The sequence below is a fragment of the Chitinophaga sp. W2I13 genome (genome assembly GCF_050434005.1).
Classification (GTDB): Bacteria; Bacteroidota; Bacteroidia; order Chitinophagales; family Chitinophagaceae; genus Chitinophaga.
Genome location: NZ_JBNPWD010000001.1, coordinates 5,528,866 through 5,552,496 on the forward strand (window position 1 = coordinate 5,528,866; position 23,631 = coordinate 5,552,496).

21 protein-coding genes and 1 pseudogene are annotated in these 23,631 nt (G+C 45.0%); 15 read left to right on the top strand and 7 right to left on the bottom strand.

Features of this window, described 5'->3' with window-relative positions; genetic code table 11:
- Positions 1-26: 26 nt before the first annotated feature.
- The 5 genes and pseudogenes from QFZ48_RS22835 to QFZ48_RS22855 form a co-directional block, all read right to left on the bottom strand.
- The gene (locus QFZ48_RS22835) at positions 27-593 is read right to left on the bottom strand and encodes a helix-turn-helix domain-containing protein (RefSeq protein WP_429063765.1); all 567 of its coding nucleotides are present in this window, start codon (positions 591-593) and stop codon (positions 27-29) included.
- Between the two features lie 33 nt (positions 594-626).
- The gene (locus QFZ48_RS22840; RefSeq protein ID WP_429063766.1) at positions 627-899 is read right to left on the bottom strand and encodes a hypothetical protein; all 273 of its coding nucleotides are present in this window, start codon (positions 897-899) and stop codon (positions 627-629) included.
- A gap of 213 nt (positions 900-1,112) precedes the next feature.
- Positions 1,113-1,562, bottom strand: a pseudogene (locus QFZ48_RS22845) (glycosyltransferase family 2 protein); the annotation flags it as partial.
- A 150-nt stretch (positions 1,563-1,712) separates the two neighbouring features.
- Positions 1,713-2,459 (bottom strand): hypothetical protein, encoded by a 747-nt coding sequence (locus QFZ48_RS22850; protein WP_429063768.1) that lies wholly within the window; start codon positions 2,457-2,459, stop codon positions 1,713-1,715.
- A 71-nt stretch (positions 2,460-2,530) separates the two neighbouring features.
- Positions 2,531-3,328: a hypothetical protein gene (locus tag QFZ48_RS22855; RefSeq protein ID WP_429063769.1), complete on the bottom strand. Its 798-nt coding sequence runs from the start codon at positions 3,326-3,328 to the stop codon at positions 2,531-2,533.
- Positions 3,329-3,614: 286 nt separating this feature from the next.
- On the opposite strand from QFZ48_RS22855, the gene QFZ48_RS22860 reads away from it, so the two are divergent.
- Positions 3,615-4,070 carry a protein-disulfide reductase DsbD domain-containing protein gene (locus QFZ48_RS22860; protein ID WP_429049358.1) on the top strand — a complete coding sequence of 152 codons (456 nt, stop codon included), beginning with the start codon at positions 3,615-3,617 and terminating at the stop codon, positions 4,068-4,070.
- Between the two features lie 98 nt (positions 4,071-4,168).
- On the opposite strand, the gene QFZ48_RS22865 is transcribed toward QFZ48_RS22860, so the two are convergent.
- Both QFZ48_RS22865 and QFZ48_RS22870 read right to left on the bottom strand, forming a co-directional pair.
- The gene (locus QFZ48_RS22865) at positions 4,169-4,552 is read right to left on the bottom strand and encodes a nuclear transport factor 2 family protein (protein WP_429063771.1); all 384 of its coding nucleotides are present in this window, start codon (positions 4,550-4,552) and stop codon (positions 4,169-4,171) included.
- A gap of 68 nt (positions 4,553-4,620) precedes the next feature.
- Positions 4,621-5,049 (bottom strand): EthD family reductase, encoded by a 429-nt coding sequence (locus tag QFZ48_RS22870; RefSeq protein WP_429049355.1) that lies wholly within the window; start codon positions 5,047-5,049, stop codon positions 4,621-4,623.
- A gap of 176 nt (positions 5,050-5,225) precedes the next feature.
- Between QFZ48_RS22870 and QFZ48_RS22875 the strand changes: the two genes are divergently transcribed.
- The 14 genes from QFZ48_RS22875 (at position 5,226) to QFZ48_RS22940 (ending at position 23,606) form a co-directional block, all read left to right on the top strand.
- A complete protein-coding gene (locus QFZ48_RS22875) occupies positions 5,226-5,813 on the top strand; it encodes an RNA polymerase sigma factor (protein WP_429063773.1) in 588 nt (195 codons plus the stop codon).
- A 63-nt stretch (positions 5,814-5,876) separates the two neighbouring features.
- On the top strand, positions 5,877-7,088 hold the full coding sequence (locus tag QFZ48_RS22880; RefSeq protein ID WP_429063775.1) for a FecR family protein: 1,212 nt from the start codon (positions 5,877-5,879) through the stop codon (positions 7,086-7,088).
- A 229-nt stretch (positions 7,089-7,317) separates the two neighbouring features.
- Entirely contained in the window at positions 7,318-10,620 is a 3,303-nt protein-coding gene (locus QFZ48_RS22885) for a SusC/RagA family TonB-linked outer membrane protein (RefSeq protein ID WP_429063777.1), read from the top strand.
- Between the two features lie 10 nt (positions 10,621-10,630).
- Positions 10,631-12,088, top strand: coding sequence for a RagB/SusD family nutrient uptake outer membrane protein (locus QFZ48_RS22890; protein ID WP_429049349.1), 1,458 nt, complete (start codon positions 10,631-10,633; stop codon positions 12,086-12,088).
- 32 nt (positions 12,089-12,120) lie between these two features.
- Positions 12,121-12,888, top strand: a complete 768-nt coding sequence (locus tag QFZ48_RS22895) for a hypothetical protein (RefSeq protein ID WP_429049348.1) — start codon at positions 12,121-12,123, stop codon at positions 12,886-12,888.
- A gap of 29 nt (positions 12,889-12,917) precedes the next feature.
- Positions 12,918-13,853: an ABC transporter ATP-binding protein gene (locus QFZ48_RS22900; RefSeq protein WP_429049346.1), complete on the top strand. Its 936-nt coding sequence runs from the start codon at positions 12,918-12,920 to the stop codon at positions 13,851-13,853.
- Positions 13,853-16,075, top strand: a complete 2,223-nt coding sequence (locus QFZ48_RS22905) for an ABC transporter permease subunit (protein WP_429063779.1) — start codon at positions 13,853-13,855, stop codon at positions 16,073-16,075. The genes QFZ48_RS22900 and QFZ48_RS22905 overlap by 1 nt, the downstream gene beginning before the upstream one ends.
- Before the next feature lie 137 nt (positions 16,076-16,212).
- Positions 16,213-17,526, top strand: coding sequence for a MutS-related protein (locus QFZ48_RS22910; protein ID WP_429063781.1), 1,314 nt, complete (start codon positions 16,213-16,215; stop codon positions 17,524-17,526).
- Complete coding sequence (locus QFZ48_RS22915) at positions 17,523-18,842, top strand: MutS-related protein (protein WP_429049339.1); 1,320 nt, start codon at positions 17,523-17,525, stop codon at positions 18,840-18,842. The genes QFZ48_RS22910 and QFZ48_RS22915 overlap by 4 nt, the downstream gene beginning before the upstream one ends.
- Before the next feature lie 54 nt (positions 18,843-18,896).
- Positions 18,897-20,375 carry a S41 family peptidase gene (locus QFZ48_RS22920; protein WP_429063783.1) on the top strand — a complete coding sequence of 493 codons (1,479 nt, stop codon included), beginning with the start codon at positions 18,897-18,899 and terminating at the stop codon, positions 20,373-20,375.
- Positions 20,376-20,567: 192 nt separating this feature from the next.
- Complete coding sequence (locus QFZ48_RS22925; protein ID WP_429065542.1) at positions 20,568-20,768, top strand: DUF1016 N-terminal domain-containing protein; 201 nt, start codon at positions 20,568-20,570, stop codon at positions 20,766-20,768.
- Positions 20,708-21,091 (top strand): DUF1016 N-terminal domain-containing protein, encoded by a 384-nt coding sequence (locus QFZ48_RS22930; protein ID WP_429065545.1) that lies wholly within the window; start codon positions 20,708-20,710, stop codon positions 21,089-21,091. The genes QFZ48_RS22925 and QFZ48_RS22930 overlap by 61 nt, the downstream gene beginning before the upstream one ends.
- An 18-nt stretch (positions 21,092-21,109) precedes the next feature.
- On the top strand, positions 21,110-22,183 hold the full coding sequence (locus QFZ48_RS22935) for an ABC transporter permease (protein WP_429063785.1): 1,074 nt from the start codon (positions 21,110-21,112) through the stop codon (positions 22,181-22,183).
- Positions 22,077-23,606: an FtsX-like permease family protein gene (locus tag QFZ48_RS22940; RefSeq protein ID WP_429063787.1), complete on the top strand. Its 1,530-nt coding sequence runs from the start codon at positions 22,077-22,079 to the stop codon at positions 23,604-23,606. Before QFZ48_RS22935 ends, QFZ48_RS22940 begins: the two co-directional genes overlap by 107 nt.
- Positions 23,607-23,631: the final 25 nt, after the last annotated feature.

A 23,631-nucleotide genomic window follows, 5' to 3' on the forward strand; every position in this document is an offset into this window, starting at 1 on the left:
AAAATAGCGGAGATGGACAAATCTGTTTATTCTCCCGACAAATCTTGCCTGGGTAAAAATTCACTGGCGCTTTTTCCTGTGCTTTTTTTGAAGAGCCTTGAAAAATAATCGGGCTCATTAAAACCCAATTCGTAAGCCAATTCTTTGATGGAAATATTAGAATACCGCAATTTTCTCTGAGCTTCCGCCATCAGGCGGTTAATAAAATAGTCTTTGGGCGATGTGCCGGCGTATTCTTTTACAATCCGGTATAAACTGTTGGTAGATAAAGCTAATTTTTCTGCTATTGCGTTGATAGAAGGTTGCTCTGTAAGAGATGTTTCCACAACTAATTTGAATTCAATAAACTTTGAAAGGTTTGCATTTAAGATATTGGCGTGTTCTTTATTTTTGAAATAGGCGCTGTTTAATTCTGATAGCAATAAGTTCAAATAAGCTAATATTATTTCAGTATCGGTTTCATATTTATCTAAGTAGAGTATCTCATTTAAAATCCCAAAAACCTTTATTACTCTTTCTTTTGCAGCACTGTCAAGAGCTATGGTCGGTGCATTTAAAGGGTTGACTAAAAAAGGAAATTGTTGTGGCAACAAGACCAATGTATTTTCATCAAACAGTAATTTGAATTATTTGAGATTGTCTGTTTTAGCGGGTGGCGTCAAAATTTGATTGGGCATTGCAAAAAGCAGGTGCCCGTCAGTAAGCGTAAAGTCTTGTAAGTCTATATTGTATGTAATGGAACCGCTTTCAATTAATACAATAAAATAAGAAGATAATCTGCGGGGTTGCAGCAATTTTTTTTGAGGGTCAACTGATTGATAAGGATTGTCGTTTGATCGAATCTTTATCCCCAGCTCATCATGCTGTAAGCCTTCATATTTCCCTTTTTGTTCCTGCATATTATTGATCAAATTTTGTAAGGTGTTGTTATACGATGACCGATAAGCTGCTTGTTATAAGAATATGGTAAGTCCGCGCCGCAAAAAATATTAACGCCGTTTTAAGGTTTGCTACCGGATGACGCAAAGAGATTTTGTAAGAAAGCTCATAATCCTCCGCGGGAGAAAAATCTTTATATCCACCTGCCTCAAGCATGGCTGAACTTTTGATCATTAAGGTTGAATTGATGTATTGTGAAATACCAATTCAGGAGATATATTCTTATCTCCAGCCATCACATTTAAGTTTCCGGTCTGCTTGCCGGATTCATCAATAGTTACGGCTTGCCCTCCGCATAATGCGATTTCAGGATTCGAATCTAAAAAACTGGTTTGCGCTTCGAGCCGGTCAGGCATGGCTATATCATCACAATCCAGAATTGCAATGTATTGTCCTCTGGCCTCTTCAATCCCACGGTTACGGGTGAAAGTAAGACCTTTATTGCCATCATTGTGAACTAAACGAATTCGGGGATCGGTAAATTTACCAACTATGTCAAATGTACGATCCGTAGAGCCGTCATTAACAATTAATAGCTCAAAATCAGTAAAGCTCTGATCAAGGACACTTTGTATGGACTTTTCAATATAAGCTTCACCGTTATAGGCGGCCATAAAAACAGTAACTAAGGGCGGATTTTATATTGTTATCCATGTAGACGTCGGTGTCAAGCGGATTTGTCTTAATTTTTTCTCCGTAGAGATCTACTTGTGTCGCCATTTTTCTTTCGCGTATAAGGTATAAAAATGTAGATTTCTTAAAGGCTTACGCAGCTACTCAAATGACGCACTTCTTTCAATACTCCCTATAATACTGATACTACTACCTTTGGCCAGCTCAGGACTTACTTTTCCAATTTTTTGAGCAATAAATCTGAACGAGAGTATGTTGACCTGGTGCGTTGGACTATCAAAAGTTGACTTAGATACCACATGACGCCCTTCAGAATGAATGCTGATCGTATCCGGCATATGCTCCTCATAGGTAGTAATATTGGGCTCCTCCTGTTTTTTTACTTTCAGGGTTCTCGCGATGGCCAGGTAATTTACGCCGGTCAGCTCTTTCCAGGTTATTTCATAATCCTTATTTAGATTTCCCTTTTCTGTATAACTGATGTTTTGACCATTTACCAGGTCAAGGGCATCCACCTCAGCCAGGAATGATTTTTTACCATCCGGAAGCGCTATTTCAAAATTGAATTGATTGTTTTTTGGATTAGCACTATCCTTTAAATAATAAGTGCTGGATGTGTAATAGAGTCCTTGTCTGACCGTGTACTTTACTTCCGCCCCGTTCACATAAATTTTGATAGAATCGTTTTTAATGGTCTTCCCTTCTTCATCGGACAAAATGACCACCACCTGGTTTTCGATCTTGCTATGTAAACGTTGCGTGATATTGATTTCTGCGCGGATGAGCGAGAGGCTGGCTACAGGGCCTTTAGACAATTTTGATTCATCACACGACAGTGCAACGATCAGCATGCAGAAGATAGGAAATAGTTTTTTCAATTTTGCCATGATTGTACGGTGTTATCATCTGTCGTGAGATGTCTGTCTGGGTGAATGTTCTGTTGATTCAATCTTCCTTCTCAATGGGGACAAATCCGTTCCCCCTTTTCACTTTTGATGCTATCAACACTTTCATAGGCAAAACCGAGAAAGTGCTTCCGGCCGGTGATGTATACTACCGTACCTGGTCCGGGATCAGGGTTGGTGCTGCATTTATAACCATCTTCTGTATTGGCAGCGGCATACACCCAGAATTTCTCCCTGCTCCCGTTCGGGAATTGCATATTCCAATACCGGTGATAGTAATATTTTCCTCTTACAGCACCATTGCTGGTAACCACCGCTGTGATATGAACTTTTTTCCCGGGTAACAGGTAGATACCCGTGCAAACAAATTTATCCCATGCTCTCCAACAGAGAAACACTCCGAATGCCAGCATCGGTAGTGCAAAAATCTTATAAAAAAGTGGCTCGTGGTTGTTAGTAAGCTCCTTGCGAAGTGTCGCCAGGGTTAAACGGAAAACCCGGATAATAGCGATAACGAGAACCAGCAGCAACATGATTTCGATAGCAATAATAAGGGCCAAAGGCTTGTGCCACAGTATGGCGGCTGGCCAGAGCAGGTCTTCGGTCATAAAAAGCGACACGAATATTAATACACCTGCCCAGATCATGGAGAATTTAAATGCGGGCTTGTAAATAGAGACCATGCAAAGTATGACTGTAATCAGCAGGTAACTGGTGGCGACTGCCGGCAGTCGCATTCTTTTATCAATAAATGGCAGCGCACTGACCACCAGATATAACAATACCCCGGTTAGTACTGGTAGCATCGCCGCAAGCACATACATTAGTTTTTTACCGGTTTCTTTCTTCATTGATTAACGGCACTGGTTTTTATTTTCATCTCCGACTGCATATACAACAGGTATAGCACTTTTTGTACGACATGCCTTAACCATTGAATCTTTTTTGATGGCAATTTGAAATTACTTTGAAAGTAGTATTTTTTGTGGTAATCCAATATGGTAGTTTAGATTAATTATGGAATGACCTGAAATTTTTTTTAATGAAGGTAGGGACGAACGGCTGTTTTGATACTTTATTAGTGAGTAGTGTCTAATTACAGTACTAAAAATGAATGTTGAATCAATAAACATATATATGAGACATCTATTGGTTGCAGTTTTCCTGCTTTTACTATCCCATCTTGCCAGTGCGCAAATCGAGAACCCCGTAAAATGGACATTTAGTGCAAAGAAAATCGATGAAAAGCGAATCGAACTGCAAATGACAGCGAATATTGATGTACGCTGGCATATCTATGCTCAGGAAACCGGAGAAGGCCCCATTCCTACTTCATTCCGGTTTAATAAGAATCCGTTGGTTACGTTCGTGGGAAAAGTTGAGGAATCCGGAACTTTGAAGAAAGCTTATGACGATAATTTTAAAACAGAATTGAAGTACTATGAGAGAAAAGTTAATTTTATTCAGCAGATAATGCTAAAGGGGAAGGCGGCCACTAAGATTAAAGGATGCGTGGAATTTATGGCCTGTGACGACCACCAATGTTTGCCGTCAAAAGTAGTGGAGTTTTCACTTAGTGTTGGCGGAAAGTAGTGCTGTGATCACTGGACTTTAGAAAAACCCGTCTCTACTCAGTAGAAACGGGTTTTTGTTTTTAACCTATAGTTCTTTCTATAGAAGCAGGAGAGCTCTCACGGTAATTCTTGCCGATAGGAAACCTTATCCACAATCAGCCATTTCCCGTCTAACTTTATCAGGTTAAACCGGTCAATGAACCGAAAGGTGGCAAAAGTCAATTGCACGTGGGCTGAGCCAGTGTCTCCGTCCCAGGTAAATGAAATGAGTTCGGGTTGGCATTCCTGTATTGTTGCCTGGGCAACGAGGTCCAGGTATTGTGGCAGCGCCCACTGAACCAACTTTCCATCTATGACGGTCCTGATGTTGGCATCAGGGTGAAACGCCGCCCGGATCCTTTTGATATCCAGTACCGGACGTCCTTGAAGATAATCATTAAGTGTAAGTAGGATCAATTGCTTTTCCTCTTCTACAGTAACCTGGCTTGTTTGGGTTTCCATTTTTTTTGCCACAAATTTATTTGTTTTTCCTTATAAATACATGCCGGAAATAAATCGCTATGTTAGCTTTATTTTACCACCTCACTCACCAAAATGACAGGAACGACATTGGTGTAGTTTATAAAATCTGCACGAATCGCATCCCTGTTTGGAGCAATAGCCGCCTGATATTCACTCAGGCTTTTTACATAGAATGTACCAATAGCCATAAAGGGTAAAGGTTGGTTAGGAATACCGCTGGAAAGCCCTTTTTCAATAGTATATTTAACCAGGTTTACCCCTAAAAAACCAGCCACCATGGGCATATGCTTAGTTTCATAATACTCCATATTGAAAGTTTTACCCTCGGCATATGGATACATGACGGATATCTTTATTAAGCCTTTTTCAGTAACAGTAATGTCGTGATTTTGGGATTTTCCAGATGGCATATCTTGACTAAATGAAACAAAACAAGTGGTTAAAAGAAAAAACGATAAAATTAGTTTAAACTTCATGATCAGTTAACTTTAAGTTACAAACAGGAACAGAACTATCATGATCAATTTACGATTTTTGTTGATGTGGATATAGTTTTTTGGTTAAGACTGGAAAAAATCCCACTACTCAATTGCATTTTTATAGCTTGATTTTTTGACTATTTTTACATTTCAACTAAAATCGGGGTGCAAACTTGTCGCGGAAATCTTTTAATAATGAGTATCAGCTTTTGCGGGGCTTGACTTCGGGGGATACATTGCATTATTCTTATATCTTTAAAGAGTATTATAATGCCCTTTGCCATTACGCCGAATCTATTATCGGCGAGCCTGGGCATGCAGAAGATATTGTGCAGGACGTTTTTGAAAAATTATGGCAGAAGCCATATGCCTTCGAGGATCTCCGGCATCTGAAGGATTTTCTGTACAAGGCTACACGTAATGCAGCCCTTAATTTCCTGAAAGGGGCACAGCATAGCAAGGAACGCCAGGCTAAATTCCTTCACGAGCAGGAAAAGGTCGCCACAGGCGAGGACCTGGATATCATCCGCATGGAGGTGTTCAGGGTAATTTACCGCGAGATCAGCAACCTGCCCGAACAATGCGGGAAGATCGTCCGTATGAGTTACATCGACGGACTGAAGAACGAACAGATCGCCGAAATCCTTTCTATTTCACTCCAAACGGTTAAAAACCAGAAAACCAGGGGCATGAAGCTGCTGAGAATGCGCGTGTCGCCGGCTGTAGTAGCCTTATTTTTGTCGTTTTCCCTCCACTCATAATTTTTTTTCGATTCTTTTAGTACGATCGGAATACCATGTTGTAATAAGATAAACACATCAGACATGGGGTCTTCTTTAAACGATCCATTCATCATAGCTGCGCTTATTTCCCGTTCGCAACAGGGCACGCTTACGGCCGACGAGCAGGATCAGCTGGATGCGTGGATCGCTGCCAGCGACGAAAACCGGCAGTTATGGATGGAATTGAACAATACTGACATACAACAGCAAAATGTGCGGGCCATGGCCCGGTTCGATGAAACCGCTGCGATGGAGCGTTTTCTTTCCAACAAACCTGCAAAATCAAATGTACGCCGGATGCAGTTCCTTCGCACCTGGAAATGGGCGGCCGCGGTACTTGTGCTGGGGTTAGGCATATCCACTTATTTCCTCCTCACACCTGGTGCACAAAATGCTGACCCTTTTGGCCGGAAATCCGCCCTGCACGACATTCCACCGGGTAAAAACGGCGCTATCCTGACACTGGCAGACGGTACGCAACTGGTGCTGGACAGCCTGGGCGAAGGGAAAATCGCTACACAGAACGGAACGCAAATCTCGCTGAGCAATAACGAGCTTAAATACGACGCCTCCGCTGCTACAGACGGAGTGGCCCATAATACCATTACCACACCTAAAGGCCGCCAGTATCACGTCACTCTTCCCGATGGAACGGAAGTATGGCTGAATGCCGAGTCTTCTATACAATACCCGGTCGCTTTCAAAGCGGGGGAACGAAGGGTGAAAATCAGCGGGGAGATTTATTTTGAAGTAGCCAGCAAGAGCTGGCAGCCATTTGTAGTGGAAACCGGTCAGATGAAACTGGAAGTATTGGGTACTTCATTTAATGTGAACACGTACGATGACGAAAAAACAATTCGCACAACCCTGTTGACCGGCGCTGTGAAAATAACGCCGCTGGCAGGCGATAAGCACACCACGCCTCCCCAGGTACTTGTGCCCGGCCAGACAGGGGTTTTAAGCAAACCGGATGCATCGGAGGGAGTTACGCTGACCGTAACGGAAACGCCTGATGCGGGCAACGTGATCGCATGGAAAAACGGCCTGTTTAATTTTGACGGCATGGATTTATACAGTGTAATGCGCCAGCTGGAAAGATGGTACAATATAGATGTACAATACGTTGGAAAGCCGGATAATGTCATCTTCAAAGGGAAAATGCACCGCAATACCAATTTGTCTAATGTATTAGAAGTGCTGGAAACGATGGATGTGAATTTCGAACTGAAGGGAAATATTTTGTATGTAAGATAGCAAGTAATAAAAGAGGTTGCTTAAAACGAAACCGGAAGTGCTTGCGACACTCCCGGTAGATGTTCAAGTAATGTAATCATCACAATCAGGTTAAAGACTGCTTATTTATTCACTTAAACATTCCGCCCTTTATGAAAAGGACGGACGATGCAAAGCTATGCTAATTATTTCTTATTGCATACGGGTTCCCTATGGATGGAAACGTGGCTCAACCAAATCTCTGTTAGTTATGAAGCTAACATTCTTTCTCCTTACCGCTGCCCTGTTGCAGGTATCTGCCAGAGGGCTTTCACAGAGCATCAATTTTAACGGTAAAAACGTTGCACTGGAAAAAGTTTTTGCAGCTGTAGAATCGCAAACCGATTATGTTTTCCTGTACAAGGCTACTGCCTTATCAGTGGCAAAACCGGTCACCATCACTGCCAGGGGAATTGACCTGGGAGCCTTTCTCAACAAGGTATTTGAGAACCAGTCACTGACCTACAAGATCATCGACAAAAACATCCTGGTATCCCAGAAGGAGTCCAGGCCGGCTGTAGCCAGTCCGCCCGTTGATACGGTACCGGCGAAACAGGAATCGATCACGGTCTATGTCTATTCTTCCGGTTACACGCCGTTGGTCAGCGCTACCATTAGCAATCTTACCGACAAGCGGAATTATCTGACCGCAGGGAATGGGTCGGTCCAGGTGCCGATGAAGGTGGGCGACCAGATGCGGATCAGCTATATCGGCTATGTGGATCATTTATTTAAAATAACGGAACCGATTTTTGCTGCCAGGGCATACAACACGGAGCTGGTGCTTTCCGAAAACAAATTAGATGAAGTGCAGGTCACTGTTTTGGGCACCACCAATAAAAGAATCGGTACCGCCAATATCGCCACAGTGAAAGCCAGTGATATTGAAAGGCAGCCCGTCGTAAATGTGCTGGACGCGATCGCAGGCCGCGTCCCTGGCCTCCGGATCAGCCAATCGGCCAACACAGCAGGGGCGAGGAAGGTAGAACTACGCGGACGGAATGTGCTGAACGAAAACATGTTTACAGATCCGCTGTATGTGGTTGACGGATTGCCGATTGCTACTTTATCTGTTAATCCATTGGGTGCAGGCACACCTGTTAGCGGCGGGTATTCAACTACTGAAAGCCCTTTGTATATGATCAATCCCCTGGACATTGAAAGCGTGGATGTGCTGAAAGATGCGGATGCCACCGCGTTGTATGGCTCCAGGGGCGCCAACGGCGTGATCATCATCACTACCAAAAAAGGAAAACCAGGTCCTACCAGGTTTAATGTCAGCTACTCCAAAGTGTTTTCGGGCGTGCAGCGCTACATGGATATGATGAACACAGAACAGTACCTGGCGGTGAGAAAGGAAGCAATGCTGAATGATGCAGTTCTTCCTACCCGCGATAATGCCCCGGACCTCACGATCTGGGATCCCAAGGCCTATACCGACTGGCAACGCGTCTTCTTCAAAAATGAGCAGTCGAATGATGTGCAGCTGAGTGTGGAAGGCGGATTGCTGCAGAATACCTACCGCGTGAGTGTGGGATATACCTCCACAACGGAAATGTACAACCAGGGGAGAGGGAACGATCGTTTAACAGTAGGATTGTCTTTCAACCATCGCAGCCCGAACGGCAAGCTGATGGTGGAACTTTCTTCCAACAGTACCTATTCCAACAATGAAACTGCCGCTACGTTGGACTTTTACTCGCTGGCGCCCAATGCTCCGTGGATTTATGATGAGAAGGGGCAATATAATTTTGAGCCGTACAGGAACCAGTATGGGAGCATTTATCCATTCAGGGATATTAAAAACTGGGGGGAGAATCAAACGCTGAAAAGTCAGACCAATGTTGGGTTTACTTACGAAATATTTAAGGACCTGACGGCAGGCGTTCGCTTTAGCGGGGAATTTTTCTCCAATAAAACCGGCTACTATATGCCTAAAGCCGGGAAAGATCCCATGTATTTTCCCATGAGCATGGCAATTTTCGGTAATGGTTCCGGAAAAAGTCTGCTGGTGAGGCCAAGTATCAACTATGTTAAACTGTTCGGCGGCGCCAGGGTGTCGGCTTCACTGGCAGCAGACTACAGTTATGCCGATCAGGATGTGGTAACAACGATAGCAATGATGTTCTCGAACGATAACCTCATCAAAAGCTACTCGAATGCCCAGGTGCTGCAGGCAATGAATAATTATGCCCAGCTGAAAGTTGCTTCATTGCTGGCAACGGTGGCATTCGACTGGGAAAATAAGTACATCGTTAGTTTAAACGGCAGGAGGGATGGCTCTTCGCGCTTCGGTAGCGGGACCCGTTTCGGGAACTTCGGATCTGCAGGGGTGTCATGGGTTTTATCTAATGAAGAATGGTTTAAAAATGCCGGCATGGATTGGTTCTCGTTTGCCAAAATCAGGTCTACCTATGGCGTGATGGGGAATGCCAATGTGGGCGATTATCAATACCTCTCGCGCTGGTCGAATATTCCAACGGGTATTCTGGACAAACTGCCGGATTATGACGATCAGACTATTTATACGCTCATACAACCCGTTAACCAGAAATACAGCTGGTCCAGCGCCAGCAAGTTTGAAGTAGGCGCCCGGGTGGGATTTTTCAACAGTACTGTGAACATTGAAGGGAACTTCTACATCAACAGGGACGGAAAGCAGCTGACAAACATTACCACGCCGGCATTCACAGGGTTTGCTTCTGTGGTGGGCAACTGGCCCGCTGTTATCCGGAACAGAGGGGTGGAGCTGATGTTGGATGGAACGATTTTGAACACAAAGACCTGGGGCCTGACCGCACGTTTCCAGGTAAGTAAGAACAATAATACGCTGGTAGCTTTCGAAGGGTTGGAAGATTCTCCTTACAAGGATATGTACAGGATAGGGACTTCTGTAACCGCCAAGTCCTACTCGCACTATATCGGTATCAATCCAATGAAAGGAACACCTGAGTTTGAGGATTATAACGGGGATGGGGCGAAACCTGTTGGAATATCTTCCACGAATTTTCCTGATACGGAGCTGGACGATCATTACCGGGTGATTGACCTGAATCCTAAATATTTCGGTGGGATGGGCTTCCGGGTAGATTTCAAGCGGGTGTTGTCGCTGGATGCACAATTCAGCTTTGAAAATTCCCTGGTGGAAGATAAGTTGAATAATCTCGGGTACGGGAATGTGGCCAACATGGTGATGTATAAGGAAATCCAGGACAGGCACTGGCAGCAACCGGGCGACAAAGCGCTTTACACCAAGTATTCCACTTTCAACAGCGGCGGATTTTCCGGATCGGATGCCTACTATGCCAAAGGGGCTTATATCAGCCTGGACAATCTTAGTTTGTCGTACATGCTGCCAGCAGCATGGTTAAAGAAAGTAGGCATGACCCAGGGAACGGTTTCCCTGAATTCATCAAAGATTTTCAAATTCTCGCAATACAGGATGTCGGATGTTGAATTGGGCACTACGCCGCAGATCAGAAGAATTGCCGCTAACCTGAGATTAAGTTTCTAAAATCAATTGTATGAAAAGATTTGCTTTCAATATATATGCAACCGGTATGCTGTTGTCCGGCCTGCTGGTAACGGGGTGCAATAAATTGCTCGATATAAAGGACCCGGTAAATTCAATTACTACCAACCAGGTTTTCCAGAGCGATGATCAGGCATCCATTGCGCTTAATGGTTTATATTCTTACCTGATCAGCGGAGGAGAACTTGAAGTTAATTCGTACGAGCAGCTGGGCAGCGATTTATACAGCGCCGGGGGAATTACGCTGGCTGCCGGGCATTCGGCGGATGAATTATATCAGCCTTCGCTCAGCGGGGACTACCAGTACTATGTAGAGATGGCGGCCAGGATTACATTGCGGAACCCTGGGTATTCCACGAAAATATGGAAGACAGCCTATAAGGGAATCTTCAATGCCAATGCGCTGATAGAAGGTGTAAAAGCTGCTACGTCAAATGAGTTTACGCAGGACTACCGGAAACGGGTGCTGGGCGAAGCGCTGGCAGTGAGGGCAATGGGATATTTCTACCTGGTAAACCTGTTCGAAAAAATTCCGCTCGCCTTATCCATCGATTATAATAATACAGTAAAACTCCCTTCTGCCAGCCCTGGCGCTGTATACCAGCAAATCATCAACGACCTGGAAGAGGCGTCAGGGTATCTTTCTGAAAATTATGAGGGTAACAACACGGAGCGCATCCGGATCAATAAGTGGTATGTTAAGGCAATGCTGGCAAGGGTATACCTCTTTACCAAGGATTATGAAAAAGCCTGGCAGCATGCGAACGATGTGATCAGCCGGACAGATTTGTTTAAACTGGAAAATCTGAACAACGTGTTCAGTGTATCCAGCCGGGAAGTTATTTTTCAGTTGAAGCAGACCAACATTTCAGCAACGCGGCGAAATGCCACGCCAGAAGCGATTTCCATGACAGGCCGGTATCTCACGCCGGCGCTGGCGAATGCTTTCGAAGCGGGCGACAACAGGAAAACGGCATGGACGACGGCTATCACCGGCGGTACATCTATACCTGCCGGTTTTTCGCCGGCCAAGTATAAAATCAATTCAACTAACTATGAATTGGGAGGGTTCAGGTCCGAATATTATGTAGTGATGCGGCTCGCGGAAATGTACCTGATCAGGGCGGAAGCGAATATGTTGCGGAGCGCAGGCAATAAAAATGCTGCGATCGATGACCTGAACGCTATCAGGGTACGCGCGGGATTGAGTGGTCTTCCTTATACTTTAACCGATCAGCAGGTAACGGATGCCATCGCACAGGAAAGGCGCATAGAGTTGTTTGCCGAATGGGGACATCGCTGGCTGGATCTGAAAAGGACGAACAAGGCCACGCAGGTGCTTTCGGAGATATTTTACAAACAGCCATGGAGTCAGCACCAGTTGCTATACCCCATTCCGCCGGAGGAAATCCTCCTGGACAATCATCTCTCCCAGAATGCCGGCTACTAGTAAAAAGTTGATCACTATATAAATCAAGCAAGATGTTTCAATTCAGCTATAAAGAATTTTTCAAAGCGGTCCTGTTAGCCGGAGGTCTGCTGATATCCGGTACTTCCTGTAAGAAGGAGTCACGGGAAGAGATATTTCCGGCGTCTTTAACGATTGTAAATGGCATTAACGACAATACCTCCTTCCTGTTGGCCTATTTTGGAAATTCACAACCCAAATACTACAACAGGCTGTCTTATGTTGGCAGCGGCAGCTCTTTTGATTATGCTACCGATAAAATGAACCAACCAGTTACGCTATTCAGAAACTACGATACGCTCCAGTCCAATAATCCTTTCCTGAAAACCACGCTGCAACTGGAGCCTGGCGGGATCTATACGCATTTTGTGTATGGTAGTCCGGCGAAAGTGCAACAAAAAACTGTGAAGGAACAACTTCCTTCCCGTAGCCTGAATGACAGTGTGGTGAACCTCCGGATTATTAATCTTTTCGATAACAGGCCGATCGATGTGGTGCAGCTGGAGCCGGTACCGGTAACCATGGCCACGGATCTCGCTTATGAACAGCTGTCCGGTTTTATAAAGGTTCCTGCTAATGTATCCGTAAACAACTTCCGTTTTGAGGTGCGGGATCATGCAACAGGCGTCACGCTGACCACCTTGTCCAGCGAAAATATTGCCCCGGGTACTACTACGCCGAATACCCAATGGCTGTTTAAGGCACGTACGATGCTGGTGACCGGAACATGGACTTCAGAAGGTGTTTTTTCGGCCAGGGCAAAAACTATCGGTCATTTTTAATCCAAGTTTTTAATCATAAGTAACATTATATGCAGCCTATATTAAAGGTGGAGAACCTATCGCATAAGTATGCCAGTTCCTGGGCCATACGCGAAATAAATTTTGAGATCAATGATACCGGTGTTGTCGGATTGCTGGGTTCGAACGGAGCAGGCAAGTCTACCACCATGAATATCATTTGCGGCACCTTGCTGCAAACGGAAGGGAATGTTTCCATCAATGGATTGAACATCAAAGATGATCCTATTGAATATAAAAAGCAGATCGGCTTCTTACCGCAGCAGGCGCCCCTGTACCTGGACTTTACGGTGCAGGAGTACCTGGAGTATTCCGCGCAGCTGAGGTTAATGGATAGACGTCTTATCAAAGGAGCCGTAGATGAAGTACTGGAGAAAACGTCCATTACACAGATGAGGTCACGTCTTATAAAGAATTTGTCGGGCGGATACCGCCAGCGGGTAGGCATCGCGCAATCTATCATCAATAAACCGAAAGTGGTAATCCTCGATGAACCTACCAACGGTCTCGATCCCAATCAGATCATTGAAGCCAGGAAGCTGATCAAGGAAATTGCGCAGGACCGTGCGGTATTGTTGTCGTCGCATGTATTGTCTGAAATTAACCTGCTCGCCAAAGAGATCATCATGATCGAATCAGGGCAGGTGGTGTTTTCGGATACCCTCGATGCTTTCAATAACATTCTCCAGCCCAATACCATGATGGTGAGAATGCTCCATATGCCTCCGCCGGAAGAATTGATGGCGATGGAAGATGTACAGAAAGTAGAGTTGCTGCCGGATAACAAATGCCGGATCTATTTCCAGCCCAACGACGACCTGGCTGAAAGAATTGTGAGGAAGAGTGCAGAGAAAAACTGGAGGCTCACTTCTATTCATATCGAATCTTCCGGTATGGACAATGTATTCAAACAATTATCATCAAATTCTTCTTCAACATTACACTAATGAGAGTAGTTTTTAATATAGCGCGGGCAGAATTACGATATTTTTTCTTTTCGCCGATCGCATGGTTTATATTGATTTTATTCCTGATGTCCAGTGGGGGCATCATTATGGGAAACCTGGCGGAAACTGCGTTACAGCAGGACACCTTCCTTGAGTTGCAGGGGAGTGCTTTCAATGGTTTTCTCAATTTGCCGTTAACCCGGGTGGTGATCGGCAAAGGGCTCGATACGGTGATGATGATCTTCTTTTTGTTCATTCCGCTGTTGACTATGGGTGTGATTAACCGCGAATATTCTGCCGGAACCATTAAGTTGCTTCATTCGTCGCCTTTGAAAACACGCCAGATCGTCTTGGGTAAGTTTTTGGGTGTATACAGTTTTGTATGCCTGATGATACTGATTTTCCTGGCGGAGGTGCTCATATTGACCCTTTCTATTAAGAATGCAGAGTTCCCGCATATTATGTCCATGGTGCTCGGGTTCTTTTTACTGGCGGCAATGTATGTGGCGGTAGGTATGTATATCTCCAGTTTAACCTCGTATCCGATTGTTGCCGGGATCGGAACATTTGTGGTGCTGATCATGTTTACTATGCTGGGTATGTTGTTCCAGGGAACGGATTACGTGCGGGATGTCACCTATTTCCTTTCCAGCTCGGGAAGAGTGGAGAGCTTTCTGTCTGGCCTGATTACCACAAAGGACCTTGTCTACTTCTTCAGTATTATTTCCCTTTTTATCATATTCACCATCATCAAAACGAAATCCGTTACTGAGTCGAAGTCGTGGCGTGTATCGGCAGGCAGATACCTGTTGGCGTTCGCGATAACGGTTGTTGTACTCGTTGTTAGCTCCCTGCCCAGGTTGATCGGCTATTGGGATGTGACGAGAGGCAAGATAAATACACTGCATGAAAATACCCAGGGCGTATTGAAACAGCTGGATGGATCGCCACTGAAGGTAACGCTGTATACTAACCTGTTAGGGTATAACCTCGGCAGTGGTTTGCCTACTGCGCGCAATGCATATCTATGGAACTTTTGGGCCAGGTACCGACGCTTTTATAACAATATGGAGTTTAAATATGTGTATTATTACGATGTAAACGAGGGAGACAGTTCAATATTCCAGGCATACCCGGGTAAAACGCTGGATGAAATCGCGGAGAAGTATGCGGAAATGTATAAAACCGATCTCTCGATATATAAAAAGCCGGCAGAAATCAGGCAGATCATCGACCTGGAATCGGAAGCGAAAGGCTTATTGATGGAGGTGGAGTATAAAGGGAAAAAGACGATCCTGAGAACGTACCCCGACCCGGAGGTTTTTCCGTATGAGAAACATGTTTCCGGCAGCTTGCTGCGTTTAGTGAATGATACAACGCCTACGTTTAAATTTCTTACCGGGCACTATGAGCGTTCGCCGCTGAAGTTCGGAGAACGGGAATATGGGAACCATGCAGTCAATAAAGCTTCCAGGGGCGCGATGATTAATATGGGATTGAATTTCGACACCATCCCGGCGGTGGGCTCCGGCAGGTTTAAGCCCAACGATGTACTGGTGGTTTCCGATCCGAAATCATTATTGGATAATGCCATTATCGATAGTGTTAAACGGTATATCGACAATGGAGGAAATGCTATGTTCTATTCCGAACCAGGCAAGCAGTTTATCATGAACCCTATTCTGAATCATGTGGGGGTAAATGCGGATGAAGGCACCATTGTACAGGTGAACCCGCAGGATATGCCGCACAAGTTTTTAGGATTGATTGCTAAGAAAGGTTCGGATATGGCAGATGAGCAGCCGTTTTTCTACCTGAGAAACGGTATCGTCAAAGCTTGCTATACCGCTATCGTTGGCGCCAGTGTATTAAGCTATTCTGATACCACCGGATTTAAGGTAGAACAGATTACCACTTTACATAACAATGAAAATACCTGGGTAGAAAGAGGCTTGTTGGTAGTGGACTCCGCAGCGCCGGTATTCAGTACCGCGGAAGGGGATTACAGGAAGGAAGCGCCTTATCCTGTGGGCCTGCAGCTTACCCGCAAAATTGGCAACAAATTGCAGAAGATCATTATTTCCAGCGATGCGGACATGATGTCTGCAGCGAGAGGGGATGGAAGGGATTATGGCAATGCGTTCTACAGCTATACGGTTGATAACAAATACCCGGTTTACCATAATTTCAAAGTGCCTACGGATATATGGCTGACGATTTAAAAAGGCCCCGGCGCAAACATTGAAGACGATACTTCAATATGTTATACCTTCCCTGATCCTGGTGGCAGGTATCATCATACTGATAAGAAGAAAACGCAAATAGCGGGTACTTTAACTGTTTCATAAAAAGTATAATTATGTATTTGCAGACAGATATGCAGACGATGGATGATCTGCGGTTGTTTTCGAAAGCAGACACGCAAGGTATTTACGATATTTATAATCATTCGTTTACCCGTGGCGGACAAACCATTATGGAAGCGATGTTCAGGAAGCCACTGAACAACAGGGAAGCGATCATCAAGCGGATCAACATCATTACTGCTTTCGTGAAAATGAAGGCCAGCTTTCCTTTTGATGGCGCTATGCTGGACCAGGCCGAGAAATACATCTCTTTTGACGATAACCCGGATGGCGGAACAAAAGTGTCGCTCAGCGAGAAGGAAGTACAGAATGGGATTATTTCCATCATCGATCTTTTCCATGCACTCAGAAAATACCTGGAGTCGCCCGAAATGGCAGAGGTGAAGGAGCTGGAGGAAGAACGGCTGGCGGCTATCGGTATATTGAATGACCCGGTTTTTATACCGGTGTTTAACGAGAAACCGAATGCCAGAATTTCGTTCGCTGCCGTTACGGCTTTTGATGTGTTGATCCGTAGCAAGGAGAAAAGGAAGGTGCTGCAACTGCTGCATTTTATTTATCATATCGACGTGTATGTTTCAGTGGCGCATGTTACGCTGAAGCATAACATGGTATTCCCCGTGGTGCACCCGAAAGGCACCAGCATTTTAAAAGTGGATGGTGTATACCATCCGCTTTTAAAAAATGCGGTGGCCAACAGTCTGCATATGACGCCTTCCTGCAACCTGATCTTTCTTACGGGCGCCAACATGGCGGGGAAGTCCACTTTCCTGCGTTCGTTCAGTACCGCCGTTTACATTGCGCATATGGGCTTCCCGGTGGCCGCGGCCTCTATGGAGTTTTCGGTGATGGACGGCGTATATACCACAATCAACCTGCCTGATAACCTGGGTATCGGCGCCAGCCACTTCTATGCAGAAGTGTTGCGCGTGAAGAAAATAGGACAGGAGCTCAGTGAAGGAAAATCACTGTTTGTATTGTTCGACGAATTATTCCGCGGTACGAATGTGAAGGATGCCCTGGAAGGAACCCTGGCTGTGTGTAATGCGTTTACCAACCGGAAAGACAGTAAGTTTATCATCTCCTCCCATATTATAGAAGCGGCAGACGAGTTGCGGAAAAAAGAAAGTGCCGCATTTTATTTTCTGCCCACCGTGATGAAAGGGACTGTACCTGAATACACGTATACCCTCGAGGAAGGCGTTACCAATGATAAGCATGGAATGATTATCATTAATAACGAAGGTATACTGGACATTCTTAAGCACGGAAACAAAGGCGGAAAAAAATTAAATAAGCAATTATGAGTTTTAAAATAGATCGCCAATCGATAGGGGAGCTGAACCTCATGGGAAAATTCCGTCAGGGGTCCGTATACTTTTTATTCAATAAAGTGAGAACACGGATCGGGGAGAAGCTGATGGATGAGATGTTTTCCCATCCGCTGAATGATGCCAACGCGATCAACCGGCGGGTAGCGATTTTTGAGTTTTTTGAAGAGAAGGGTGTTGCATTTCCTTTTGAGGCCGACCAGGTTGCCCTGATGCGGGAATATATCGATACTACGGCAGGAAAATCGCAATGGGCGGTAGCGGTGGATATACAACTGCAAAAAGTACTGGCGGGCCTCACGAAAGACGGTCGTTTCAAAAATACGCTGCTGCAGTTGCAGGCGACGATCGTAACACTGAAGAAGTGTTTCGGACTGCTGGAGTTGCTGAAGCTCGAAAACAGTCCTTTGCAGGACCGTGTGGAAGGTTTACTGGCCACCATGCACCAAAAGGATATTCGCAGAATCCTGGACAGCGACATCTACAAATCAATGTCGACGGGGACGGTATCCGAGTACGATTTCCTGCTGCGCAACCGGCACAACGAAGCTATGAAAGACGTGCTGCAGTTCATTGCGGAAACAGATGTATACATCGCAGTCAGCAATGTATCGCGGGAGCGGCATTTTTGTTATGCAACGGCAGTGGAGAAAACCGAAAACCTCTTCCATGCCCGGGGGCTGAGGCATCCCTGTATTTCAAAAGCGGTGGGCAATGACATACAAATGATGGAGGGGAGCAATGTCCTGTTCCTCACCGGAGCCAATATGGCGGGTAAATCTACCTGGATGAAATCTATCGGCATCGGTATGTACATGGCGCATATAGGTTTCCCGGTGGCCGCTTCCGAAATGGTGTTTTCGGTACGGGAAGGCATCTTCTCCAGCATCAACGTGGCCGACAACATAGCGATGGGGTACAGCCATTTCTACGCAGAAGTAGTAAGGGTGAAGGATGCTGCGCTGGCCGCAGCCACCGGCGAACACCTGCTGCTGATGTTCGATGAATTGTTTAAGGGCACCAACGTGAAAGACGCCTTTGATGGTACCCTGGCCGTTACGAGAGGGTTCTCCGAATACAACAATTGCCTGTTTATCGTATCCACTCATATCATCGAAGTAGGGGAAGCACTGGAAGATCTTCCCAATGTGCAGTTCCGGTTCATGCCTACTGTACTGGAAGGCAATGTGCCCAGGTACACTTACACTTTACACGAAGGTATCACCGAAGACCGGCAAGGCATGATGATCATCGAAAACGAAGGAATTATTGCGCTTATCAATAAAATGTAGCCTGGGAGAAACGCTCACCTGAACATATCAACTATTTAAAAAATTACAAATAGCATGAAGCAAATTTTTGCCTCAGGGATACTTATGTCCCTGCTCTCCACATCTGTTATGGCCCAGGTACAACCTTTTACCGGGTTTACCAGGCAGGATTTGAAAGATGATTTTAAATATGCCGTTGAGCTGTTGAAGAAGCAACATCCGAATCCTTATAAGTTCACGGACACTGTTACGTTTAACCGTAAAATGGATTCCCTGATGAACAGGCTGGATAAAGATCCGTCGATATTAAGCGGTTTGCGGTATTCTCCCGTACAGTTATTCAATGATGTGCATCTGAAACTGGATTATGATGAGGAACGTGTGGTGAATGTATTATATGGCATGAATCACTTTCCCCTGGCGACTACCACTTTTAAAGACAGGGTCATTGTTAATGCGAAAGGAGAAACCATTCCTTTTGGTGCAGAGATACTGAGTATTAATAAAATGCCTGCCGCAAAGCTGTTGAGCGAAATTGGCTACGCCACTTATAGCGATGGCTTTATCAGAACAGGCGCCGATCGCACCGGAACAAGTCTTAGTTTGTTTATCAGCCTCATTTTTCCGGAAGCCACCAGCTATGAGGTGGTATACAAAGAGTACGGCGCTAAAAATTCCACTACCATACAGCTGAAAGCAGTAGACGCCAAAACCGGTTATCATAACCGGAGCCTGGGAGAGCTGCCCTTTAATACTTTCCTGAAGCGCGCCTATGTAACAAAGGAATACCAGGAGAAGGAATCTACCGCCATCCTGACGGTTCTTACATTTATGCTACAGGAAAATGCGATGTATAAGGAGCTGAACGACTTTTTCGCAGAAGTAAAGAAGCGGAATATCAGTAACGTTATCATAGATATCCGGTCGAACGGTGGCGGTAACCCGAACATGTCTGCCCTGTTGTATTCCTTTGTGGCGTTACGTCCGTTCGATAATGTATTCAATTACCGCACAAAGAACATACAGATGAATGATCCCGAAAACCTGTTGAATGGTTACGGCACCAAGATGGCAGAAACGGAAGTAAAGGAGACGGAGAACTTCCTGAAACAACGGTTCGATTACGACAGCGCGGCGGGGTTTTACTATGGCAATGCACGCCTGACGGAAGGCTCCATTTCCAACTATCCGCCAGATAAGAATAGCTTTAAAGGGAACGTATATGTGCTGATCAGCGGCGGCACGGTAAGTGCGGCCACCTACTTTGCGGCGCTGGTGAAGAATAACAAACGTGGTGTGCTGGTAGGCACCGAAACCGGTAGCGGTGAAGCGTCTACCACGGCCGCATGGTTTAATACCTATATACTGCCTAAAACGAAAAGTAAGTTAACCGTTCCGATGAGCGAAGTGTATTTTATGAAGGCAAAGCAGGATAATGGGCGGGGCAGTCAGCCCGACAAAGAGCTGACTTTTGAAGCGTTTCAGCAATATATCCATGCTGGTAAAGATCCGGAGATTCAATATACATTGGATATGATCCGGGGCGGTAAGTAATGGGTTTGGGGTTTGTGGCATAGGGATCATAGAAAAAATACCTGCCTTATAAGCAGGTATTTTTTTACCTGGTATCAGTTGGACACACTGTTATGTTAATCTTTTATTGTTAACCTCAGCATATAAAGTCCTATTGGCGCAAAGAAGGATATTGCGCTTATGTTAAGCAAGTAATTTTTTGAGATAATTCAACTGATCAAAAAAAACCGTATTGCGGCGACGAGATCAGTTAATATTGAGTTAATCAGCCTGTATTGGAATATTGGCGAATATATTAGCAGAAAAGTGAAATGTGCGGAGTGGGGGCAATCTGTGGTTAATGAGTTGGCGGAATACATACACATAATGAACCAGAACTTAAGGGGTTCTCTGACAAAAATTTATGGCGTATGAAACAGTTTTATGAAGCTTACGAATCTTCTCCGGATCTTATTCCTCTGTTAAAAGAGGTTACCTGGACTAATAATCTAACTATTTTTAGTCCTACTAAATCACAAGATGAGCGTGAATTTTATCTCAAGCTATGTATAAGGGAGAAATACAGTGCAAGGGAATTGGATCGACGGATTAATAGCAGCATTTTTGAACGGACAGTAATCGGTAATTCAAAACTCTCAGCAGAGCTGAGAGAAATTCATCCCAATATAGATATTTCCCTGTCAAAAGAAAAATGTCCGACCAGCGTGCGTTTTAGAAAGGCCGTTTGCTGCTGGTGAATAGTAACTGTTCTACAAGTGAACGATTTATTGTTCATTATCGAACAGGTGAACGGAAAGCACTACTATAATTTATTGATTATCATATTGCTTAATTCCTGGCATTTTTTTGGCGACCCGGCTCAAATGCTAAAGACTCATTTCAGGACTGCATGGCGCGGTATCAGACGCAATAAAGTATACAGTGCGTTGAATATTCTGGGATTGGCTTCTGGAATGGCCGCGGCCTTGCTCATCGGCTTATGGGTTTATGTGCAGGTTTCGTATGATCGCTTTCTACCTGGCTACCAACAGGTCTACAAGGTAAGATATAATACAAATAATAACGGTGAGATCAATACTTCCAATTCCACCAACCTGCCATTGGCACAGGCACTGAAAGAAGATTTTCCAGAGATTAAGTATGTTGCACAAACGGACTGGATGGGGCCGCATCCGCTGAGCGTTGGTGATAAAAGAATAAACGTTAATGGCGCAATGGCCGGAAGCGACTTCCTGAAAATTTTTCAATATTCGTTTATACAGGGTAATGCAGGTACAGCGCTGAGTGATCCATATTCCATTGTGCTGTCACAAACTACGGCAGTTGCCTTATTTGGCCAGGAAGACCCGGTGGGAAAAATGGTGCGCATTGATAATTCGCATGATTTACGTGTTTCCGGTATACTCAAGGACCTGCCAGCTAATTCTACATTTCAATTTAGCTTTATTGTGCCTTTTGCCTACTATTCAGCTACTGATGAAGGGGTTAAAAATTCACTTGATGACTGGAACAATAATTCTTTCCAGACCTTTGTTGCCTTGCAGCCTAATATTTCTTATGCAGATCTGGCACCTAAAATAAAGGGCGTACTGGTTAAGCACAGTCCTAAGTATTTTGGACAGACAAAAGCGGCGCTGTTCCTGGAACCTTTAAAGGACTGGCATTTATTTTCGGAGTATAGGAATGGAGTAGCAACTAGTGGCCTGATAGATTACGTGGAAGATGTTCGCGCTCATCGGAATCCTCATCCTGGTTATCGCCTGTATCAATTTCACGAATCTCTCCATAGCACGTTCAGAAAAAAGGGCGCGCGAAGTGGGCATCCGTAAAGCCATAGGCTCCCGCCGTAAAGACTTGATTTTACAATTTTTAACCGAATCCATGACCTTAACCCTGGTGGCATTTTTGCTTTCACTGCTTTTAGTCGTCCTGGTACTCCCGGCTTTTAACAATCTTACCCATACCACCATCAGCATTCCTTTTGCTAATGGCTTGTTTTGGCTGGCCATGGCAGGCTACGTCCTGTTTACGGGCCTGCTTTCCGGAAGCCGGCCAGCTTTTTACCTGTCTTCCTTTAACCCGGTAAAAGTTTTAAAAGGATCCATGCAGGCAGGTAAAGGCGGCAACCTTCCCGGAAAAGTCTTGGTAGTGGTGCAGTTTACCTGTTCTATTATACTGATCATTAGCACGATCATTATTTATCAGCAGATCCAGCATGCGAGGAACAGGCCTGTAGGGTATGATGCCAGCCGTTTATTGATGACTGATGCTACCGGGGACCTAACGCGCAATTATGAGGCCTTTAAAAACGAAATAATGGGTACAGGCGTTATTAGCAGCGTCACCAAATCGTCCAGTCCCGTTACTGAGCTTTGGGCCAGTAACAGCGTAACAGATTGGTCAGGCAGATTGCCTGGTGAGACGCTGAGCCTGGCAGTTATCGGTGTATCCGATGCGGATTATTTTAAAACGCTGGGTATGAAAATGGTAAACGGACGAAATTTCACCGGAAATCAAGGTGCGGATTCCCTGAGCGTTGTTCTCAATGAAGCGGCTGTTAAGCGTATGCGCTATAAGGATCCAATCAACCAGATTATCACCTGGCACACAGTGGAACAACGGGCTACAGTCATCGGCGTAGTTAAAGATGCGTTAATGTTGTCGCCATTTTCAGGCTCGGTTCCAACCATTTTTGTTTACGAGCCAGGCTGGTCAAATGTAGTGACCTATCGTTTATCACCTCACGTCAATACACAAGCAGCGCTCGCAAAACTTGCTCCGGTTTTCAATCGTTATAATCCAACTATTCCATTTCAATATCGTTTTGTAAATGAAAGCTATGCGGCAAAATTCGATTTTGAATCGCTGATTGGAAAGCTCGCAGGCATCTTTGCTTCGCTGGCTATCATGATCTCTTGTGTCGGCCTTTTTGGCCTGGCCTCCTACGTAGCAGAAAAACGAACCAAAGAAATTGGAATACGCAAGGTACTCGGTGCTTCTATTCCCCAGGTATGGTTACTGCTTTCAAAAGATTTTCTCCTGCTGGTGTTGATCAGCTGCCTGATCGCATCCCCGGTTGCTTATCATTATTTGCAAAACTGGCTGACTAAATACGAATATCGGATCACAATCAGCCCCGTGGCATTCGTACTGGCGGCGATGGCGGCTATCCTCATCACTGTATTTACCGTCAGCTTCCAGGCTATTAAAGCGGCTATTGCAAATCCGGTAAAGAGCCTGAGGTCGGAATGATTATCTTTTTCCGGGAGACTCTTAT

Bases quoted from the DNA above. Each gene is read 5' to 3' on its own strand.
- QFZ48_RS22900 (WP_429049346.1), top strand. From the start codon at position 12,918: ATGCAGCCTATATTAAAGGTGGAGAACCTATCGCATAAGTATGCCAGT.
- QFZ48_RS22860 (WP_429049358.1), top strand. From the start codon at position 3,615: ATGAGACATCTATTGGTTGCAGTTTTCCTGCTTTTACTATCCCATCTT.
- QFZ48_RS22880 (WP_429063775.1), top strand. From the start codon at position 5,877: ATGGGGTCTTCTTTAAACGATCCATTCATCATAGCTGCGCTTATTTCC.
- QFZ48_RS22840 (WP_429063766.1), bottom strand. From the start codon at position 899: ATGCAGGAACAAAAAGGGAAATATGAAGGCTTACAGCATGATGAGCTG.
- QFZ48_RS22905 (WP_429063779.1), top strand. From the start codon at position 13,853: ATGAGAGTAGTTTTTAATATAGCGCGGGCAGAATTACGATATTTTTTC.
- QFZ48_RS22920 (WP_429063783.1), top strand. From the start codon at position 18,897: ATGAAGCAAATTTTTGCCTCAGGGATACTTATGTCCCTGCTCTCCACA.
- QFZ48_RS22855 (WP_429063769.1), bottom strand. From the start codon at position 3,328: ATGAAGAAAGAAACCGGTAAAAAACTAATGTATGTGCTTGCGGCGATG.
- QFZ48_RS22915 (WP_429049339.1), top strand. From the start codon at position 17,523: ATGAGTTTTAAAATAGATCGCCAATCGATAGGGGAGCTGAACCTCATG.
- QFZ48_RS22895 (WP_429049348.1), top strand. From the start codon at position 12,121: ATGTTTCAATTCAGCTATAAAGAATTTTTCAAAGCGGTCCTGTTAGCC.
- QFZ48_RS22865 (WP_429063771.1), bottom strand. From the start codon at position 4,552: ATGGAAACCCAAACAAGCCAGGTTACTGTAGAAGAGGAAAAGCAATTG.
- QFZ48_RS22890 (WP_429049349.1), top strand. From the start codon at position 10,631: ATGAAAAGATTTGCTTTCAATATATATGCAACCGGTATGCTGTTGTCC.
- QFZ48_RS22850 (WP_429063768.1), bottom strand. From the start codon at position 2,459: ATGGCAAAATTGAAAAAACTATTTCCTATCTTCTGCATGCTGATCGTT.
- QFZ48_RS22870 (WP_429049355.1), bottom strand. From the start codon at position 5,049: ATGAAGTTTAAACTAATTTTATCGTTTTTTCTTTTAACCACTTGTTTT.
- QFZ48_RS22910 (WP_429063781.1), top strand. From the start codon at position 16,213: ATGTATTTGCAGACAGATATGCAGACGATGGATGATCTGCGGTTGTTT.
- QFZ48_RS22885 (WP_429063777.1), top strand. From the start codon at position 7,318: ATGAAGCTAACATTCTTTCTCCTTACCGCTGCCCTGTTGCAGGTATCT.
- QFZ48_RS22940 (WP_429063787.1), top strand. From the start codon at position 22,077: ATGTTCGCGCTCATCGGAATCCTCATCCTGGTTATCGCCTGTATCAAT.